Source organism: Streptomyces sp. NPDC029292 (assembly GCF_055569295.1).
In genome coordinates this window covers 856,143-873,084 of the sequence record NZ_JBVHXR010000001.1, presented here as the reverse complement: position 1 = coordinate 873,084, position 16,942 = coordinate 856,143, and the positions used below count along the sequence as shown (strand labels likewise).

General features: G+C 70.5%; 13 protein-coding genes. 11 read left to right on the top strand and 2 right to left on the bottom strand.

All coding sequences use genetic code 11. From position 1 onward, the window contains the following. Nucleotide 1 precedes the first annotated feature (1 nt). From ACZ4WS_RS03960 to ACZ4WS_RS03910, 11 genes are all read left to right on the top strand, one after another. Nucleotides 2-1,006 carry a sugar phosphate isomerase/epimerase family protein gene (locus ACZ4WS_RS03960; protein ID WP_467976831.1) on the top strand — a complete coding sequence of 335 codons (1,005 nt, stop codon included), beginning with the start codon at nt 2-4 and terminating at the stop codon, nt 1,004-1,006. 104 nt (nt 1,007-1,110) lie between these two features. Further along, on the top strand, nt 1,111-3,603 hold the full coding sequence (locus ACZ4WS_RS03955) for a PQQ-dependent sugar dehydrogenase (protein ID WP_467976829.1): 2,493 nt from the start codon (nt 1,111-1,113) through the stop codon (nt 3,601-3,603). Nucleotides 3,604-3,620: 17 nt separating this feature from the next. Continuing rightward, nucleotides 3,621-5,027, top strand: coding sequence for a ThuA domain-containing protein (locus tag ACZ4WS_RS03950; protein WP_467976827.1), 1,407 nt, complete (start codon nt 3,621-3,623; stop codon nt 5,025-5,027). A gap of 120 nt (nt 5,028-5,147) precedes the next feature. Further along, complete coding sequence (locus tag ACZ4WS_RS03945; protein ID WP_467976826.1) at nt 5,148-6,281, top strand: inositol-3-phosphate synthase; 1,134 nt, start codon at nt 5,148-5,150, stop codon at nt 6,279-6,281. Between the two features lie 59 nt (nt 6,282-6,340). Further along, nucleotides 6,341-7,444 (top strand): UbiA family prenyltransferase, encoded by a 1,104-nt coding sequence (locus tag ACZ4WS_RS03940; protein WP_467976824.1) that lies wholly within the window; start codon nt 6,341-6,343, stop codon nt 7,442-7,444. After that, entirely contained in the window at nt 7,441-8,334 is an 894-nt protein-coding gene (locus tag ACZ4WS_RS03935) for a sugar phosphate isomerase/epimerase family protein (protein WP_467976822.1), read from the top strand. The genes ACZ4WS_RS03940 and ACZ4WS_RS03935 overlap by 4 nt, the downstream gene beginning before the upstream one ends. A gap of 65 nt (nt 8,335-8,399) precedes the next feature. Continuing rightward, a complete protein-coding gene (locus ACZ4WS_RS03930) occupies nt 8,400-9,053 on the top strand; it encodes an EboA domain-containing protein (protein ID WP_467977182.1) in 654 nt (217 codons plus the stop codon). Beyond that, nucleotides 9,053-9,901: a TatD family hydrolase gene (locus ACZ4WS_RS03925; RefSeq protein ID WP_467976821.1), complete on the top strand. Its 849-nt coding sequence runs from the start codon at nt 9,053-9,055 to the stop codon at nt 9,899-9,901. Before ACZ4WS_RS03930 ends, ACZ4WS_RS03925 begins: the two co-directional genes overlap by 1 nt. Nucleotides 9,902-9,904: 3 nt before the next feature. Continuing rightward, nucleotides 9,905-11,110, top strand: a complete 1,206-nt coding sequence (gene eboE, locus ACZ4WS_RS03920) for a metabolite traffic protein EboE (RefSeq protein WP_467976819.1) — start codon at nt 9,905-9,907, stop codon at nt 11,108-11,110. Further along, entirely contained in the window at nt 11,107-12,528 is a 1,422-nt protein-coding gene (locus ACZ4WS_RS03915; protein ID WP_467976817.1) for a nucleotide pyrophosphatase/phosphodiesterase family protein, read from the top strand. Before eboE ends, ACZ4WS_RS03915 begins: the two co-directional genes overlap by 4 nt. Before the next feature lie 188 nt (nt 12,529-12,716). After that, entirely contained in the window at nt 12,717-13,877 is a 1,161-nt protein-coding gene (locus tag ACZ4WS_RS03910; RefSeq protein WP_467976816.1) for a sugar phosphate isomerase/epimerase family protein, read from the top strand. A gap of 107 nt (nt 13,878-13,984) precedes the next feature. Here the strand turns inward: ACZ4WS_RS03910 and ACZ4WS_RS03905 are convergent, their stop codons facing one another. Both ACZ4WS_RS03905 and ACZ4WS_RS03900 read right to left on the bottom strand, forming a co-directional pair. Next, on the bottom strand, nt 13,985-15,391 hold the full coding sequence (locus ACZ4WS_RS03905; protein WP_467976814.1) for an OFA family MFS transporter: 1,407 nt from the start codon (nt 15,389-15,391) through the stop codon (nt 13,985-13,987). Then, entirely contained in the window at nt 15,391-16,779 is a 1,389-nt protein-coding gene (locus ACZ4WS_RS03900) for an OFA family MFS transporter (protein ID WP_467976812.1), read from the bottom strand. The genes ACZ4WS_RS03905 and ACZ4WS_RS03900 overlap by 1 nt, the downstream gene beginning before the upstream one ends. Between the last annotated feature and the right edge of the window lie 163 nt (nt 16,780-16,942).

Here is a 16,942-nt window from a genome sequence, read left to right as displayed (position 1 = left end):
CATGCCGCGCACCTTCACGCTCTTCACCGGCCAGTGGGCCGACCTGCCCCTCGAAGAGGTCTGCCGGCTCGCCCGCGACTTCGGCTACGTCGGACTCGAACTCGCCTGCTGGGGCGACCACTTCGAGGTCGACAAGGCGCTCGCCGACCCCTCGTACATCGAGTCACGGCACGCGCTCCTCGACAAGTACGGTCTCAAGTGCTGGGCGATCTCCAACCACCTGGTCGGCCAGGCCGTCTGCGACGCCATCATCGACGAGCGGCACCGGGCCATCCTGCCCGCCCGCATCTGGGGCGACGGCGAACCCGAAGGCGTACGGCAGCGGGCAGCCGCCGAGATCGCCGACACCGCACGCGCGGCGGCCGCCTTCGGCGTCGACACCGTCATCGGTTTCACCGGCTCGGCGATCTGGCATCTGGTCGCGATGTTCCCGCCCGCCCCCGAGTCGATGATCGAGCGCGGCTACGAGGACTTCGCCACGCGCTGGAACCCGATCCTGGACGTCTTCGACGCGCAGGGCGTGCGGTTCGCGCACGAGGTCCACCCGAGCGAGATCGCGTACGACTACTGGACAACTCACCGCGCACTGGAGGCCGTTGACCACCGTCCCGCCTTCGGCCTCAACTTCGACCCCTCGCACTTCGTGTGGCAGGACCTCGACCCGGTCGGTTTCCTGTGGGACTTCCGCGACCGGATCTACCACGTCGACTGCAAGGAGGCCCGCAAGCGGCTCGACGGACGCAACGGCCGTCTCGGCTCGCACCTGCCCTGGGGCGACCCGCGCCGTGGCTGGGACTTCGTCTCCGCGGGCCACGGCGACGTCCCCTGGGAGGACGTGTTCCGCATGCTGCGCTCCATCGACTACACGGGACCCGTCTCGGTCGAGTGGGAGGACGCCGGCATGGACCGGCTCCAGGGCGCCCCCGAGGCCCTGACCCGCCTCAAGGCGTACGACTTCGAGCCGCCGTCGGCATCGTTCGACGCGGCGTTCGGCGGCAACGGCTAGGCCGCACCGGCCCCTTGCGGGCCGCTTCTGAGAGTTCCGGGGTGACGGCGCACCCCGGCGTCACGCACCCACCCGTACGACCAGCCCCTTCATGGAGGCATTTCGTGCACCCGTACGCCAGAAACAGGAAGAACGAGAGTCACACAAGACGTCAGAGACTGCGCGGGGCACTCGCCCTGCTGAGCGGCGCGCTGCTGGCGGCCGCTTCCCTCACCCTCACCGCACCCCCGGCCGGCGCAGCCGTCGCCGACTCAGGAAGCGCGGCCGCGGCCGAGGACTTCCAGCAAGTCACCCTCGCCAAGGGCGAACCCGAGGTCGGCGAGCCCATGTCGCTCGCCGTGCTCCCGGACCGCTCGGTCCTGCACACCTCGCGCGACGGCGAACTCCGCCTCACCGACGCGGCGGGCAACACCCGGCTCGCGGGCAAGCTGGACGTCTACTCGCACGACGAGGAAGGCCTGCAGGGTGTGGGCATCGACCCCGCCTTCGCGAGCAACCGCTTCATCTACCTCTACTACGCGCCGCCCCTGAACACCCCGGCGGGCGACGCCCCGGAGACCGGCACCGCCGCCGACTTCGCCCCCTTCGACGGCGTCAACCGCCTCTCGCGGTTCGTCCTGAAGACCGACGGCACCCTCGACAACGCCAGCGAGAAGCAGATCCTCGACGTCAAGACCTCCCGCGGCATCTGCTGCCACGTCGGCGGCGACATCGACTTCGACGCGGCGGGGAACCTGTACCTCTCGACCGGGGACGACTCCAACCCCTTCCAGTCGGACGGCTTCACCCCCATCGACGAGCGCGCCGACCGCAACCCGGCCTTCGACGCCCAGCGTTCGGCCGGCAACACCAACGACCTGCGCGGCAAGATCCTGCGCATCAAGGTGAACGCCGACGGTTCGTACTCCATCCCCGACGGCAACCTCTTCCCGCCCGGCACGGACAAGACGCGCCCCGAGATCTACGCGATGGGTTTCCGCAACCCGTTCCGCTTCAGCGTCGACAAGGCGACCGGCATCGTCTACGTCGGTGACTACGGTCCGGACGCGGGCGCGGCCGACCCGGCGCGCGGCCCCGGCGGCCAGGTCGAGTTCGCACGGGTGACCGGGCCCGGCAACTTCGGCTGGCCGTACTGCACGGGCAAGAACGACGCCTATGTGGACTACGACTTCGCGACGGGTGCTTCGGGTGCGTCCTTCGACTGCGGTGCGCCGAAGAACACCTCGCCGCACAACACGGGGTTGACGGACCTGCCCCCGGCCCAGCCCGCCTGGATCCCGTACGACGGCGCGTCCGTCCCGGAATTCGGCAGCGGCTCGGAGTCCCCGATGGGCGGCCCGGTCTACCACTACGACGCCTCGCTCGACTCGCCGGTGAAGTTCCCGCAGGCGTACGACGGGAACTTCTTCGCCGGGGAGTTCGGCCGCCGCTGGATCAAGCGGATCGTGTCGGACGGCAACGGCACCGTGCAGTCCATCAACTCCGTCCCGTGGACGGGCACGCAGGTGATGGACATGGCGTTCGGGCCCGACGGCGCGCTGTACGTCCTCGACTACGGCACCGCCTGGTTCGGCGGCGACGAGAACTCGGGGCTGTACCGCATCGAGAACGCCACCGACGGCCACTCGCCCGTCGCGCAGGCGGCAGCCGACCGCACTTCCGGGCAGGCCTCGCTCAAGGTCCGCTTCTCCTCGGCCGGTTCGTCCGACGCCGACGGTGACGCCCTCACGTACAGCTGGGACTTCGGCGACGGCGGCAAGTCGACGGCGGCGAACCCGACGTACAACTACAAGAAGAACGGCACGTACACGGCGACGGTGACCGCCAAGGACGCGAGCGGGCGTACGGGAAGCGCGAGCGTGCAGATCGTGGTCGGCAACACCGCGCCCAAGGTGACGCTCGAACTCCCGGGTGACGGGCAGCTGTTCAGCTTCGGGGACACCGTGCCCTTCAAGGTGAAGGTGACGGACCCGGAGGACACGACCATCGACTGCGCCAAGGTGAAGGTCAACTTCATCCTCGGCCACGACAGTCACGGTCACCTGCTGACCTCGGCCAACGGGTGCAGCGGCACCATCTCGACCGGCGCGGGCAGCGGCCATGACGAGGACGCCAACATCTTCGGGGTCTTCGACGCCGAGTACACGGACGGCGGAGGCGGTGGCCAGGCTCCGCTGACCAGCCACGACCAGCACGTCGCCCAGCCCAGGCACCGCCAGGCCGAGCACTACGGCGACTCCTCGGGGATCACCGTCCAGACCAAGGCCACCGCGCACGGCGGCAAGACGGTGGGCGACATCAACAACGGCGACTGGATCTCGTTCAAGCCGTACATCCTGAGCAACGCCCAGAAGATCACGGCACGCATCTCGTCCGCCGGAGCGGGCGGCACCCTCGAGGTCCGCGCGGGCTCTTCGACCGGCCGGGTGCTGGGCACCGCGACCGTGCCGGTGACAGGCGGCTGGGAGACCTTCCAGGACGTCAGCGCGGATCTGTCGCGCGCACCACGCGGTACGACCACGCTCTACCTCGTCTTCAAGGGGAGCGGGACCGGTGCGCTGTACGACGTGGACGACTTCACCTTCACCACGAGCTGACAGGAGGTGTGACTGGCATGCGCGCAGCAGCGCAGACGCTGACGGTGGGTGCCGCGGCCGCCCTGCTCATCGGCTGTGTGTCGGGACCGGCCGCCTCCCAGGGGGCCGACGAGAGCCGGGTCCTGGTCTTCTCGAAGACCGCCGGGTTCCGGCACGACTCGATTCCCGACGGGATCGCGGCGGTACGTGAGTTGGGGGCCACGAACGGCTTCGCCGTCGACGCCACCGAGGACGCGGGCGCCTTCACCACGAAGAACCTCGCCCGGTACGACGCCGTCGTTTTCCTGTCCACCACGGGGGACGTCCTCGACGACACCCAACAGTCCGCCTTCGAGCGGTACATCAAGGGGGGCGGCGGCTATGTGGGCATCCACGCGGCCGCCGACACCGAGTACGACTGGGCCTTCTACGGCGGCCTCGCGGGCGCCTACTTCCAGTCGCACCCGGCGATCCAGCCGGCGACGGTCGAGGTCGAGGACCGGGCGCACCCGGCGACTTCAGGGCTGCCGAGGGCTTGGGACCGCACCGACGAGTGGTACAACTACCGCTCCAACCCGCGCGACCGGGCCCACGTCCTGGCCTCGCTCGACGAGTCGTCCTACACCGGCGGCACGATGAGCGGCGATCATCCGATCGCCTGGTGCCAGGAGTACCGGGGCGGCCGCGCCTTCTACACCGGGGGCGGCCACACCAAGGAGTCGTACGCGGAACCGTCCTTCCGTCAGCACCTGTTGGGCGGAATCCGGTACGCCATCGGCGCCGCGCAGGCCGACTGCCGCCCGGAGAACGGCTACCAGTCGCTCTTCGACGGCACGGCGGCGTCGCTGGCGGCGTGGAAGCAGGCGGGGCCGGGTTCGTTCTCGCTGTCGGACGACGGGACGCTCACGTCGAACGGCGGGCTGGGGATGCTCTGGTACGCCGGCTCTGGTTATGGTTCTGGCTCTGGCTCCGATTCTGGCTCCGATGCTGGTTCCGGCTTTGGCGCGTACTCGCTGAAGCTGGACTGGAAGGTGGCCGGGGACGACAACTCCGGTGTCTTCGTGGGCTTCCCGGCCTCCGACGACCCCTGGTCGGCCGTGAACAACGGCTACGAGATCCAGATCGACGCGACCGACACCCCCGACCGCACCACGGGGGCCGTGTACAGCTTCCAGTCCGCCGACCTCAAGAAGCGCGACCGCGCGCTGAACCCGCCGGGGGAGTGGAACACGTACGAGATCCGCGTGGAGGGCGAGCGCCTCCGCGTCTGGCTCAACGGCGTGAAGATCAACGATTTCACCAACACCGATCCGGCCCGGAGTCTGCGGGACGGTCATGTCGGCATCCAGAACCACGGACCCGACGACCAGGTGTCCTTCCGCGACATCCGGATCAAGGAACTGCCCGTGAAGCCCTCGGCAGGTACGGCTTCGCCGGGCGACTGAGCGGCGGCGGGCGGGAGACGCCGTACTCCCGCCCGCCGTCCCGTCCTTCTCATCCTCATCTGTATCTCCATCTCCTCCGTGAATCTCCTCTGTGGCTGACGTACGACAAGGAGGCTGCCCATGTCCGCGTCCCTTTCCGAACCCAGGGTGGGGGTCTGGCTGATCGGAGCGCGAGGTTCCGTCGCCACCACCGTCATCGCGGGCTGCGCGGCCGTCACCGCCGGTCTGCACACCCCGACGGGCATGGTCACCGAGACCGACCTCTTCGCCGACTGCGGCCTGCCCGCCCTGTCGTCCCTCGTCTTCGGCGGCCACGACACGGTGGACTGCCCGCTCCCGAAGCGGGCGGAGGCCCTGGCGGCCGGTGGCGTACTCCCGCATGGCCTCCCCTCGGCGATCGCGGCCGAACTGGAGGCTGCCGATCGGGAGATCCGCCCCGGTGGCCCCGTCGCCGGCGACACCCGCGATCCGGCCGGGTTCGTGGACGCCTTCGCGGCGGACATACGGGAATTCGTACGCCGGTGTGGCCTGTCCCGGGCGGTCGTGGTGAACGTGGCATCCACGGAGCCCACTCCCGTCGGGGCCGCGCTGCCACCAAGCTCGCTGTACGCGGCGGCGGCGCTGCACGCCGGCTGTCCCTACGTGAACTTCACCCCCTCGACGGGCCTGCACCACCCGGCACTGGCCTCCTTGGCCGAATCCAGCGGCCTCCCCTACGCGGGCCGCGACGGCAAGACCGGCCAGACGCTGCTCCGGTCGGTGCTGGGCCCGATGTTCGCCCAGCGCGCCCTGACGGTCCGCGCCTGGTCCGGCACGAACCTGCTGGGCGGCGGCGACGGAGCGGCCCTCGCCGACCCCGGCGCCGCAGCGGCGAAGAACGCGGGCAAGGAGCGGGTGCTGGCGGACACCCTGGGCGTGACCCCTGAGGGCGAGACCCACATCGACGACGTCCCCGCCCTCGGCGACTGGAAGACCGCCTGGGACCACATCGCCTTCGACGGCTTCCTCGGCACACGCATGATCCTCCAGACCACCTGGCAGGGCTGCGACTCCGCGCTGGCCGCCCCCCTCGTCCTCGACCTCGCCCGCCTGGTCTCCGGCGCCCACGAGGCCGGCCTCACCGGCCCACTGAGCGAACTCGGCTTCTATTTCAAGGACCCGGTGGGCGAGGGGCCTGCGTCGCTGGGGGAGCAGTACGCGGCCTTGGCGGGCCTCGCACGGCGGCTCCGGGGACGTTCCGGGGAGGTGCGGTGAGGGCGGGAGCGAGGACGAGGGGGAGGGCGAGAACGGAGGTGAGGACGGGGACTGCGAGGGTGAAGGCAACAGGCCGGGCCTGGGCCGAACTGCTCCGCCTGCCCGCCCTGTTCACCGTCCCCGGAGACGCCCTCGCGGGGGCCGCCGCCGTCGGAGCCCGCCCGAACTCCCGCACCCTCCTCGCCATCGGCTCCTCCCTCTGCCTGTACGAGGCGGGCATGGCCCTCAACGACTGGGCGGACCGTGCCGAGGACGCCGTAGAACGCCCGCACCGCCCGCTGCCCTCCGGCCGTATCCGCCCGCCCGCGGCACTCGCGGCGGCCGGAGCCCTGACGGCGGCGGGCCTCGCCCTCGCAGCCCGCGCGGGCGGCTCGTCCCTCGCGGTCGCCGTCCCCCTCGCGGCCACCGTCTGGGCGTACGACCTCACGCTCAAACACACTCTCGCCGGACCCGCGGCAATGGCCACCGCACGCGGCCTCGACGTACTCCTCGGCGCGACGGCCACCGCCGACGACATCGCGCGCACGCACACGGCTCGCAGCCGTGATCCGCTCTTCGGCACGGCGACCACCGGAAGTGCCGCGCGCGGCCAGGACGTGCTCCTCGGCGTGACCGCCGCCTGTCGCACCGCCCGCCACGCCCTCCCCTCCGCTCTCGCCCTGGCCACCCACACCCTCGCGGTGACCACGGTGTCGCGCGGCGAGACGCGGGGTGGTTCGCCGGTGGCACCGCTGACCGCGCTGACCGCGACCGGTGCGCTGGCCTGGGGGCTGTCGCACGGCCGGTCAGGCGCGGGTCGGCCTGCCGTCGATACCCCGACAGCTGGTCACGCAGGACGTGTTGACGCCCCGAGCACGAGACGCGGCCAAGCATCCGGCGCCGCTCCAGGTTCCTTCCCCTCCCCCTCCCCGAACCCCGTGACAGAAACCCTGCGCGGAGCCCTCACCCTCGCCTACGCCGCCACCTCCGCCCGCCCTCTCTTCCACGCTGCCCTGAACCCCTCACCTCCGCTCACCCAACGAGCCGTCGGCGGCGGAATCCGCGCCATGATCCCCCTCCAAGCCACCCTCGCCGCCCGCGCGGGCGCCCCCGTCACAGCCCTCCTGACGGCCGCACTCGCCCCAGCCGCCCGCACGTTCGCGAGGAAGGTGAGCGTCACATGACTCGGAGCCCTCACTCCCACCCCCTCCGCTTCGGCTACGGCACCAACGGCCTCACCGACCTCCGTCTCGACGACGCCCTCGCCCTCCTCGCCGACCTCGGCTACGACGGCGTGGGCCTGACCCTCGACCACATGCACCTCGACCCGCTCGCCCCGGATCTCGGCGCCCGCACCCGGAAGGTGGCGCGCAGGCTGGAGGCGCTCGGCCTCGGTGCCACCGTGGAGACCGGGGCCCGCTATGTCCTCGACCCACGGCGCAAACACGGACCTTCGCTCCTCGACCCGGACCCGGACGACCGGGCGCGCCGCGTCGACCTGCTCATCCGGGCGGTAGGAGTCGCCGCCGAGCTCAGCGCCCATGCCGTGCACTGCTTCAGCGGAGTCACCCCGCCCGGCACGGACGAGGACACCGCCTGGAAACGCCTGGCCGAGGCGCTCGCTCCGGTGCTGGACGCCGCCACCCGCGCCGGTGTCCCCCTCGCCGTCGAACCCGAACCCGGCCACCTGCTCGCCTCCCTTGCCGACTTCCACCGCCTCCGCCGAGCACTCGGCGACCCGGCGGCCCTCGGCCTCACCCTCGACATCGGCCACTGCCAGTGCCTCGAACCCCGGCCGCCCGCCGACTGCGTACGCGACGCCGCCCCCTGGCTGCGCCACGTCCAGATCGAGGACATGCGCCGCGGCATCCATGAGCACCTCCCGTTCGGGGACGGGGAGATCGACTTCCCGCCCGTACTCGAAGCCCTGGCCGCCACCGGCTACCAGGCCCTGACCGTCGTCGAACTGCCCCGCCACTCCCACGCGGGCCCCCACTTCGCCGAACAGTCCCTCCCGTTCCTCCACCGCGCGGCCCGGGCGATCCCCAAGGGCCCCGAAGGGAGAACCCCGTGAACCACCAGCACCGCACCCACGGCCACCAGTCGAGCGGCACCGCCCGACAACCCGCCCTCGCCGTCCTGCACGCCCGCCTGAACACCCATCTCGGCGGAGCCGCCCGCGCCTGGCTGGACCAGGCCCTCGACGAGGCGGCCGCCCACCCTGGCACCCACGGCCCCATCTCCGTCTGGGAGCTGCGGATCGCCGAGGCCGGGCGCCGGTGCGGACCCGAGTACGCCGACGCCGCCCGCGTCCTCCTCCTGCACGCCGCTCGCGCCGACCCGGACGCCCTCACCCGCGTCTACCGTCAGGGCACCGCCGCCGAACGCCGAGCCGTCCTGCACGCCCTGCCCCATCTCGTGCCCGGCCCGGAAGCGCTGCCCCTCGTCGAGGACGCCCTGCGCACCAACGACACCCGCCTCGTCGCCGCCGCCGTCGGCCCATACGCCGCCCGCCACCTGGACCCCCACGGCTGGCGCCACGCCGTCCTGAAGTGCCTGTTCACGGGTGTCCCCGTGCACGAGGTGGCCGAGCTGCCCCGGCGTGCCCACGCCGACCACGAACTCGCCCGCATGCTCGGCGACTACGCCGACGAACGCACCGCTGCGGGCCGTCCCGTACCCGAGGACCTGTACCGCGTCCTGGCCCTGACCGAGCCCACGGCCACCCCCACCGGCACGGCCGACCGCCACGTCGGCTCCCGCAGGTGCGGCACTCCCGGCAAGGAGTCCTGATGCGCATCTTCGACCCCCACATCCATATGACGTCACGGACCACCGACGACTACGAAGCCATGCACGCCGCGGGCGTCCGCGCCGTCGTCGAGCCGTCTTTCTGGCTCGGCCAGCCCCGCACCTCACCCGCCTCCTTCCTCGACTACTTCGACTCCCTCCTCGGCTGGGAACCGTTCCGCGCCGCCCAGTACGGCATCGCCCACCACTGCACGCTCGCCCTCAACCCCAAGGAGGCGAACGACCCCCGCTGCGTCCCCGTCCTCGACGAACTGCCCCGCTATCTCGTCAAGGACCAGGTCGTGGCCGTCGGCGAGATCGGCTACGACTCGATGACTCCCGCCGAGGACACGGCGCTCGCCGCCCAGCTCCAACTCGCCGCCGACCACGAGCTGCCCGCGCTCGTCCACACCCCGCACCGCGACAAACTGGCCGGCCTGCGCCGCACCCTGGATGCCGTCCGTGAGTCCGCTCTCTCCCCGGACCGGATCCTGGTCGACCACCTCAACGAGACCACCGTGAAGGAGGCCAAGGACAGCGGCTGCTGGCTGGGCTTCTCCGTCTATCCGGACACCAAGATGGACGAGGAACGGATGGTCGCGATCCTGCGCGAGTACGGGCCGGAGCAGGTGCTCGTCAACTCGGCCGCGGACTGGGGGAGAAGCGACCCCCTCAAGACCCGCCGGGTCGGCGACGCCCTGCTGACGGCAGGGTTCAGCGACGACGACGTCGACCGGGTGCTGTGGCGCAACCCCGTGGAGTTCTACGGACTCAGCGGCAGGCTGAACCTCCGCCTCACGCCCCCGGACGTCACCCACGAGGGCAACTCCATCCTGCGCGGCGGGGAGTGACCCATGCGCTTCCGCCACCCCGACGGCTCCACCGTCCACCTCGCCTACTGCACCAACGTCCACCCCGCCGAAACCCTCGACGGCGTCCTCGCCCAGCTCCGCGACCACTGCGAACCCGTCCGCCGCCGCCTCGGCCGCGACCGCCTCGGCATCGGCCTGTGGCTCGCCAGGGACGCCGCCCACGCCCTGGTCACCGACCCGTCCGCGCTGCGCGGCCTGCGCACCGAACTCGACCGCCGCGGCCTTGAAGTCGTCACCCTCAACGGCTTCCCGTACGAGGGCTTCGGCGCCGAAGAGGTCAAGTACCGCGTCTACAAGCCGGACTGGGCCGACCCCGAACGCCTCGCCCACACCACCGACCTGGCCCGCGTCCTGGCCCAGCTCCTCCCCGACGACGTCACCGATGGCAGCATCTCCACCCTGCCGCTGGCCTGGCGCACCGCCTACGACGACGCGCGAGCGGCGACCGCACACAGGGCACTGACCACGCTCGCCGAACGCCTCGACGCCCTCGACGAACTCACCGGCCGTTCCATCCGCGTCGGCCTGGAACCCGAACCCGGCTGCACCGTCGAGACCACCGCGGACGCCCTCGCCCCGCTCACCGCGGTAGGCCACGACCGGATCGGCGTCTGCGTCGACACCTGTCACCTCGCCACCTCCTTCGAAGACCCGCACACCGCCCTGGACGCGCTCGCACGAGCCCGTGTCCCCGTCGTCAAGTCCCAGCTCTCAGCCGCCCTGCACGCCGAACACCCCCATCTCCCCGAAGTCCGCGCGGCCCTCGCCGCCTTCGACGAACCCCGCTTCCTGCACCAGACCCGCACCCTCCCCCACTCTCAACGGCGTTCGAGCGGGGGGACCCCCATCGCGGCGGGCCTGCGAGGCACTGACGACCTCGGCGAGGCCCTGGCCGGCGACGCCCTGCCCGACGCCTCCCCGTGGCGCGCCCACTTCCACGTCCCGCTGCACGCGGCCCCCGCCGCGCCTCTCACCTCCACGCTCCCCGTACTCCGAGCCGCGCTGACTCGTCTGGTCGGCGGCCCGCACCCGCTCACCCGCCATCTGGAGGTCGAGACCTACACCTGGCAGGCCCTCCCACCCGAGCTGCGCCCGCGCGCCCGGGCCCAGCTCGCCGACGGCATCGCCGCCGAACTCACCCTGGCCCGCGACCTGTTGACGGACCTCGGCCTCAAGGAGCTGCCGTGACCCAGCCGTCGGTACCACAGCCCGCACACCCCGGCGAGCGCGCGCGTCCCACCCCACTCCTGGTCCTGGACGTCGTCGGCCTCACCCCCCGTCTCCTCGACCACATGCCCCGCCTCAAGGCCCTCGGCCAGTCCGGCTCCCGTGCCCCGCTCGGCACCGTCTTGCCCGCCGTCACCTGCGCCGCCCAGTCCACTTTCCTCACCGGCACCCACCCCTCCGAGCACGGCATCGTCGGCAACGGCTGGTACTTCCGCGAGCTCGGCGAGGTACTCCTGTGGCGTCAGCACAACGGCCTGGTCTCCGGCGACAAGCTGTGGGACGCCGCCCGGCGCGCGCACCCCGGCTACACGGTCGCCAATATCTGCTGGTGGTACGCCATGGGCGCCGACACCGACATCACCGTCACTCCCCGTCCCGTCTACTACGCCGACGGCCGCAAGGAACCCGACTGCTACACCCGGCCTCCGGCCCTGCACGACGAACTCACCGAGAAATTCGGCACGTTCCCCCTGTTCCACTTCTGGGGTCCCGGCGCCGACCTCGTCTCCAGCCGCTGGATCATCGACGCGACCCGCCACATCAACCGCACCCGCCGCCCGGACCTGACCCTCTGCTACCTCCCTCACCTCGACTACGACCTGCAGCGCTTCGGCCCCGACGACCCGCGCTCCCTTCAGGCGGCCGCCGACCTCGACGCGGCCCTGGCTCCCCTTCTCGACGAGGCGCGGGCGGAAGGCCGTACCGTCGTCGCGCTGTCCGAGTACGGCATCACCCGCGCGGATCGCCCCGTCGACATCAACCGCGCCCTGCGCCGCGCCGGGCTCCTCGACGTGCACACACAGGACGGCATGGAGTACCTCGACCCGATGGCGTCCCGCGCCTTCGCCGTCGCCGACCACCAGATCGCCCATGTCTACGTACGACGTCCCGAGGACCTGGAGGCCGCCAAGGCAGCCCTCGCCGACCTGCCCGGCATCGAGCAACTCCTTGACGACGAGGGCAAGAAGACCCACCACCTCGACCATCCGCGTTCCGGCGAACTCGTCGCCATCGCGGAGCCGGACGCCTGGTTCACGTACTACTACTGGCTCGACGACGCCCACGCGCCCGACTTCGCGCGGCTCGTCGAGATCCACCGCAAACCCGGCTACGACCCGGTCGAACTCTTCATGGATCCCCTCGACCCCTACGTCAAGGTGAAGGCGGCCACGGCGCTGGCCCGCAAGAAGCTCGGCATGCGCTACCGCATGGCGGTCGTGCCGCTGGATCCCTCACCTATTCGCGGCAGCCACGGCCGCCTCCCCCTGAGCGACGACGACGGTCCGCTCATCATCTGCTCCACCCCCCGCACAGTCACCGGCCGCGTCGCGGCCACCGAAGTGAAATCCCTGCTGCTCGATCTGGCAGGCCTCACCTGACGAGTCCTGACGGACTGTGACGAGCCCGTGTCGAGCAACTACAGAAAGTGAAGCACGCGCCACTGACAACGGGTCTGGCCACGTGTCCCGCACGCGCCCGCCCGTGTCCCGCACGCCTCTGACCTGCACACGAGCCGCAGAGAGCCCGGCACCGTCAGAGCCCACCACCGACCCGAAAGAGAGAAACCGTGACCGCGTTCAACGACGAATCCGGAACCGGCGACGCCCTGCGCCGCACTCTCGGCGTCAGCCGCCGCCGATTCCTCTCCACCTGCACCGCCGCCGCGACCGCGGCGATCGCCGCCCCGGTCCTCGGCGCCTCACCCGCCCTGGCCCAGGACCGGGACAGAGGCCACGACCACGGCGGCGACGTCCTCGTCCCCGCGAACAAGCGCGGCATCATCCTCTACACCGTCCGTGACGCCACCGGCCGCGACCCGCTCGCCACCGATCTGCCCTCCGGATTCCGCGAGGTCTTCAACCAGCTCTCGCGCTTCGGTTACCGGCAGGTGGAGTTCGCCGGATATGGCCAGCACGCCAACGCGCCGGGCGGCGCGAGCCTGGAGTCCGTGGAGGGCGCCAAACTGCTGCGCTCCTGGCTCGACGACTACGGGCTGCGCGCCCAGGGCAACCACGGCTTCATACCGCCGTCCTGGCCCTTCACCACACCCGACCTGGACACCTTCAAGAAGCACCTGGAGATCGCCAACGTCCTCGGCATGGCCCACATGGGCACCGGCGGCGACCCCACCGGCAGCGTCTACCGCGCCGACTGGGACGTGGCCGCCGACAAGTGGAACGCGCTCGGTGATATCGCGCGCCGTGAGGGCCTCAAGCTCTACACCCACAACCACGACGCGGCATACGACTTCCTCCTCGACGGCGGCCCGCTCGACGCCCAGGGCCGCCCGACCCGCAGCTCCGGCATCCGCAAGCTGGAGTACTTCCTGAAGATCACCGACCCGAAGGTGGTCTGGCTGGAGATGGACATCTTCTGGGCGCACGTGGCCCAGTACAAGTTCCACACCTATACCGCCCACGACGGCTCCACTCGGGAGAAGGTCTTCGACCCGGCCGGGCTCGTCGCAGGCCACAACAAGCGCTACCCGCTCTTCCACGCCAAGGACGGAACCGTCAACACGACCAACGGCATGGGCTACGACATGGTTCCCTTCGGCACCGGCGTCATCGACTACACCACGTTCTTCTCGCGCGTCGGCGCCCGGAACTACCACAACCCGATGGTCGAGCAGGACAACGCCCCGAGCGCCACTGATCCCGCGCAGTCGCTCAACCACGCGAAGATCGGATACGACAACCTCGCGGCCCTCCGCGAGAAGCGCGGCTAGCCGAGCGCGCACCCCACCCGAGACGGGCGCCCTCGCGCACACGAACGGGCAGCCCTCCCCGCGGAACGCTCACCGGGGAGGGCCGCCCGTTGTCCGAACTCGCCCGCTCAGCCCACCGTTTGCGGCTGCGGAGCCGGAGTACCGGCCCGCGTCCGTCCCGGCTGCCGCAGCAGCAGGGCGATCGCGGCCGCCACCATGGAGACGCCGCCGGCCAGTGCGTAGGCGCCGTTGTAGCCCCAGGCCGCGACGACCATCGAGCCGAGCCCGCCGCCGAACAGGCCGCTGATCAGCTTGCCGCTGTACACCAGGCCGTAGTTGGTGGCGTTGTAGTTCTCGCCGAAGTAGTCCGGAGTCAGGGCCGCGAACATCGGGTAGAACGCCCCGCCGCCGAACCCGGAGAGGAAGGCGAAGAACAGGAACAGCGCTTCACTGTGGATGTCGCCGGCCCAGATCACGCCGAACTGCGCGAGCCCCAGGACGACGATGACGAACACCAGGGTCTGCTTGCGGCCCCAGCTGTCGGACAGCCAGCCCACCACACCCCGGCCGATGCCGTTGATGACGGCCATGACGCCCATCGACGACGCCGCCACCAGCGGGCCGAAACCCACCTCCTTGGCGAAGTCGACCTGGAAGGAGATCCCGAAGATCGACACGCCCGCGGTCATGACGAGGGCGACCCACATGAGCGGGAGCATGCCGGTCCTGATGGCCTCCTTGGGCGTGAACTGCTTCACCGCGGGAGGGTTCTTGGCGAGGCTGGCGGCACCCTTCTCGGTACCGCCGTACGTCAGCGGGTCGACGTCCGCCGGCCACCAGTTCTTCGGCGGGTCCTTGAAGAAGAAGGCGGTCGCCAGCACCACGATCATCACGTAGCAGCCGATGAGGTCCAGTACGCGGTGGTAGTTGGCCGTGTCGAAGGCGTAGTTGAAGATGAAGATGAACGGCAGCGAGCCGTACGCGAATCCGCCGTTGACGAACCCGGTCTTGGCGCCGCGCCGCTCGGGGAACCACTTGCCGACCATGTTGATGCAGGTCGCGTACACGAGACCGGATCCGATGCCGCCGATGACACCGAACCCGAGGATCGCCAGGAGGACGTTGCTCAGGTGAGAGAGGGCGAGGAAGCCGACCGCGCACATGCCCGAGCCCGCGTACATCGCCTTGCGGGCGGTCAGGATGCCCTTCTCCCGCATCCAGCCGGCGGGGAAGGCTATGCCGGCCTGGAAGAAGACCCAGACGCTCAGGATCCAGAAGGTGTTGCTCTGCGTCCAGCCGTGCGCGTGGGACAGGGTGTCCTCGGCGGAGCCGTACGCGTACTCGAAGACGCTGATGGCCATCATGGCGATCCACGGCAGATACACCATGAGCTTGCGTGAATGGCCGAGGATGTCCCGGTCCGTCTCACCGATCCGGTAGACCCGGCCCCGGGCGTCGGTGACTTCGCGGTACGAGCGGTTCGAGGCGTCGGAGTCCTCCGACGCGTTCTTCGTGGCGATGGGTTCCGCCGTCATCAAGCCATCTCCTCGCCGAGCGGGTGCGGGTTGGGAACGATGCTCCGGGCCTGCGGCCGGCCCGGTGACTTCAGGAACAGCGCCAGCACGGCGGACGCGAGGCCGATGGATCCGGCGAGCACGAAGGCGCCGTGGTAGTCCCACGCGTCGACGACGATCGCGCCCATGCCGGAGCCCACGAGGCCCGAGATCAGCTTGGAGCTGTAGACCATTCCGTAGTTGGAGGCGTTGTTGTTCTCACCGAAGTAGTCCGCCGTCATGGCCGCGAACAGCGGGAAGATCGCCCCACCGCCGAATCCGGAGACCATGGAGCAGAACAGGAAGAACGGCATGCTGCCCATCTGGCCGGAGACCAGCACACCGAACTGGGCCGAGCCCAGCACCAGACACACGATGATCAGTGTGTGGCGCCGGCCGACACGGTCGGATATCCAGCCGATGACGCCGCGTCCCGTGCCGTTGACGATGGCCTTCAGAGACATCGCCGTGGCCACGATCCCGCCCGCGAAGCCCATGTCCTTGCCGAACGGCACCTGGAAGGCGATGCCGAAGATGTTGATCCCGGCCGTGCAGAGCAGACAGAACCACATCATCCAGAGAACGGGGGTACGAGCGGCCTCCTTGGGGCTGTACTGCTTCACGGCCGGCGGGTTCTTCTCCAGCGCCCGCCGGATCCTCGGGTCGTCCGACACCTTCAGCGGGTCCACGTTCGCGGGCCACCAGCCCTTCGGCGGGTCCTTGAAGAACCAGCCGGCGACCGCGACCACCGCGCAGCAGAGCAGACCGACGCCGATCAGGACGCCCCTGTAGTTGCCCAGGTCCATGTACGAGGTGAACAGGAAGACGAAGGGCACGGACCCGTAGGCGAAACCGCCGTTGACGAAGCCCGTCTTGCCGCCCTTGCGCTCCGGATACCACTTGCCGACCATGTTCACGCAGGTCGCGTAGACGAGACCGGCGCCGATACCGCTGCACATGCCGAAGCCGAGATAGGCGATCAGCACATGCGGCGCGAAGGCCAGCGACAGGTAGCCCAGCAGGGTGCCCAGCGCGCCCAGCAGCATCGCCGTACGGGCGGGGAGGCGGCCGCTCTCCCGCAGTTGCCCGGCCGGGAACGCCACGGCCGCCTGGAAGAACACCCAGACGCCCATCAGCCAGAAGATGTGTCCACTGCTCCACAGGTGAGCATCGTGGAGCGTGTCCTCCGCCGATGTGAACGCGTACTCGGCGGAGCTGATGCCCAGCATGCCCGCCCAGGGCAGGAAGACCATCCATTTACGCTTACGGCCCATGATGTCGACGTCGGATTCGCCGACGCGGTAGACGCGGCCATTGCGGTCCGTCACCTCTTGATAGGGGACGGACGTCGAGAAATCGGTGGTTGTCATCGAACTCAAGCACCCCTTGCGTCGAAAGATCTGGTCAGCGCCCCCTGCCAAATGCCTTTCGTGCGCTCACGGGTCCCGGGGGGGGGGGGGGGGGGGGGGGGGGGGGGGGGGGGGGCGCGCTCCCCCCCCCCCCCGCCCCCCCCCACCACCCCCCCCCCCACAC